This window comes from Micromonospora sp. 4G55 (genome assembly GCF_016803375.1).
In genome coordinates this window covers 1-2,833 of the sequence record NZ_JAEVHN010000737.1, presented here as the reverse complement: position 1 = coordinate 2,833, position 2,833 = coordinate 1, and the positions used below count along the sequence as shown (strand labels likewise).

At 73.6% G+C, this 2,833-nt stretch carries 4 protein-coding genes; 3 read left to right on the top strand and 1 reads right to left on the bottom strand.

The annotated features are described in order from the left end of the window. From JNW89_RS33310 to truA, 3 genes are all read left to right on the top strand, one after another. The coding region (locus tag JNW89_RS33310; RefSeq protein ID WP_305070563.1) for a DNA-directed RNA polymerase subunit alpha C-terminal domain-containing protein at positions 1–333 on the top strand (333 nt) is incomplete at its 5' end. Between the two features lie 34 nt (positions 334–367). Beyond that, positions 368–925 carry a 50S ribosomal protein L17 gene (rplQ, locus tag JNW89_RS33305; protein ID WP_238448370.1) on the top strand — a complete coding sequence of 186 codons (558 nt, stop codon included), beginning with the start codon at positions 368–370 and terminating at the stop codon, positions 923–925. Positions 926–999: 74 nt separating this feature from the next. Beyond that, on the top strand, positions 1,000–1,830 hold the full coding sequence (gene truA, locus JNW89_RS33300) for a tRNA pseudouridine(38-40) synthase TruA (RefSeq protein WP_238448374.1): 831 nt from the start codon (positions 1,000–1,002) through the stop codon (positions 1,828–1,830). Between the two features lie 204 nt (positions 1,831–2,034). Here truA and JNW89_RS33295 read toward each other — a convergent pair. Then, positions 2,035–2,833, bottom strand: a 799-nt coding sequence (locus JNW89_RS33295) for a hypothetical protein (RefSeq protein WP_238452062.1), incomplete at its 5' end; no start/stop codon positions are given.

The window sequence follows — 2,833 nt, the reverse complement described above, 5'->3', positions numbered from 1 at the left end:
GGCATCGACATCGGGCCGTCCCCGCAGGACGCCCAGCTCGCGGCGGACCTGGCCCTGCCGATCGAGGAGCTGGACCTCACCGTCCGCTCCTACAACTGCCTCAAGCGCGAGGGCATCAACTCCGTTGGTGAGCTCATCGGGCGTACCGAGGCCGACCTCCTCGACATCCGGAATTTCGGTCAGAAGTCGATCGACGAGGTCAAGATGAAGCTCGCCGGGATGGGTCTCGGGCTGAAGGACTCGGCTCCGAACTTCGACCCGGCGCACGTCGTGGACGCCTTCGGCGAGGCCGACTACGACACCGACGACTACCGCGAGACCGAGCAGCTCTAGTCCGCGCTGCCGCCACACCTGAGGAGCACCAAGCATGCCCACGCCCACCAAGGGCCCCCGCCTCGGCGGCAGCCCCGCGCACGAGCGGCTGATGCTGGCCAACCTGGCCACCGCGCTGTTCCAGCACGGCAAGATCCAGACCACCGAGACGAAGGCCCGGCGGCTGCGTCCGCTGGCCGAGCAGCTCATCACCAAGGCCAAGCGCGGCGACCTCGCCGCGCGGCGTCGGGTGCTGGGCGTCGTCAAGGACAAGGACGTGGTCTACGCCCTGTTCGACCAGATCGCGCCCCGGTACGCCAACCGCAACGGTGGCTACACCCGGATCGTGAAGACCGGTCCGCGCAAGGGTGACGCCGCTCCGATGGCGATCATCGAGCTGGTCGAGGAGCTTCAGGTCGCCGAGCCCAAGGCGAACAAGAAGACCGCCGCCCGCAAGGCCGCCCAGCAGGACAAGGTCGAGGCCCTGGCCCCGGCCGAGGAGACCCCGGAGTCGAACTCGGGCGACCAGGACGCCGAGCCGCCGGTGTCGGTGTCCGGTGACACCGACGCCGCCCGCGAGGACAGCGACGAGGCCAACGAGAACAAGGCCTGAGCACAGGCGTCATCGTCGGGCCCGGCATCCCTTCCTGGGGTGCCGGGCCCGACGGCGTGAACGGGAGGTACGAGGTGGACGAGCGGACCCGGCTGCGGTTGGACGTCTCGTACGACGGCACGGACTTCTCCGGTTGGGCCGCCCAACCGACCCGGCGGACGGTCGCCGGGGTGCTGACCCAGACGCTGGACCTGGTCCTCGGCGCGGGCACGGCGACCGGGCTGACCGTCGCCGGCCGCACCGACGCCGGGGTGCACGCCACCGGTCAGGTCTGTCACCTCGACCTGCCCACCGCCGTGTGGCGGGAGCATGACGGGCGCCTGCTGCGCCGGCTGGCCCGGCTGCTCCCGACCGACGTGCGGGTCCGCGCGATGAGCGAGGTGCCCGCCGACTTCGACGCCCGTTTCTCGGCGACCTTCCGTCGCTACGAGTACCGGGTGACCGACGCCCCGTGGGGCGCCGAGCCGTTGCGCCGGCACGACACCCTCGCCTGGCCGAAGCCGCTGGACCTGGCGGCGCTGAACGCCGCCGCGGCCGGGCTGGTGGGGGAGCACGACTTCGCCGCGTACTGCCGGCGCAAGGAGAACGCCACCACGCTGCGCGAGGTGACCCGGCTGGACTGGCGGCGCGACCCGGACGGCATCCTCGTGGCCACCGTGCAGGCCGACGCGTTCTGCCAGGCGATGGTGCGCAGCCTGGTCGGGGCGATGCTGGTCGCCGGGGACGGCCGGCGGCCGGTCGAGTGGCCGGCGAGCCTGCTGAGCCGGCGGGAACGTTCCAGCGAGGTGACCGTCGCGGCGGCGCACGGGTTGACCCTGGTCGCGGTCGGCTACCCCGACGACCCGGCCGAGTACGCGCACCGCGCCGACCTCACCCGGCGCCTCCGCGTCTCCACCGAGGCCTGAGCGCACGCGGGTTCGCGAGACCCGGTGCAGCCAAGGGCACTCACCCAGGCCGGTGCGCGGTGCCGCCAGGTCGCCGGCCTCGCCCGGCAGCGCCCGCGCAGGCGGCGTGACGCGTGACCGGGCCGTGCCGAGCCTGAACACGTGGCGAGGCCCGGTCCACAGGACTCGGACCGGGCCTCGCGTCGCTCGCCGTCGACCGGCGGCTCAGTTGCCGGGCAGCTCGTCGGGAGTTGCGTTGCCGCCCTGGGTGCCGGTGCCCTCGGTCGCCTTCGCGGTGGGCTGGACGGCGCTGCCGCCGACGGCCCGGCGTTCGAGCACGCCCTTGTCGAGGTGCAGCTCGATCAGGTCGAAGATGATGTCGCGGACGGCGGTGTCGCCGGCCGGCACGGCGCCGCCGTCGGCGCGGACGACCAGGCAGTAGGCGATGTAGTGGCCGCGTACCTGCCAGCCGACCCGGGCGGCGGCGGTGGTGAGCGCCTCGGTGCCGTCGCCGGCCGCCATGCCACGGAAGCGGCCCTGCCGCTCGTCGAGCAGCTGCCGGATCCGGTCCCGGACGCGTTGCGCGCTGGCCTTGTCGGTCAGGTTGAACAGGCCGGCGGTGGCCAGGTGCTCGCCGTCGGGGGAGCGCAGCGTGCCCCGGACCACCTGGCTGCACCCGAGCCGGACCAGCAGGTCGGCGATCTCGCCGGTGGCGGCGACCGCGCAACTGCCGCCGGACTGCGTCTTCAGCACGTCGTAGGCGGGTCGTCCGTCGGCCACCACCAGCTTCTTGCCGCCGAAGACCTCGCGGGCGGTCAGCGGCTGCTGGTCGGTGTCGCGGGAGTCGAGGTCGTTGGCGGTCGACCCGTCGACCGGGGCGGCCGTGGTGGGCTGCGGTGCCGCCGCGGTCGGGTCGTCGTTCGGCGTGCGGTCGACGAGCAGGGCCGCCGCGCCGAGCCCGCAGAGCGCGAGCAGGACCAGCACCGCCGCACCGCCGACGAGCACCTGCCACAGCCGACCACCG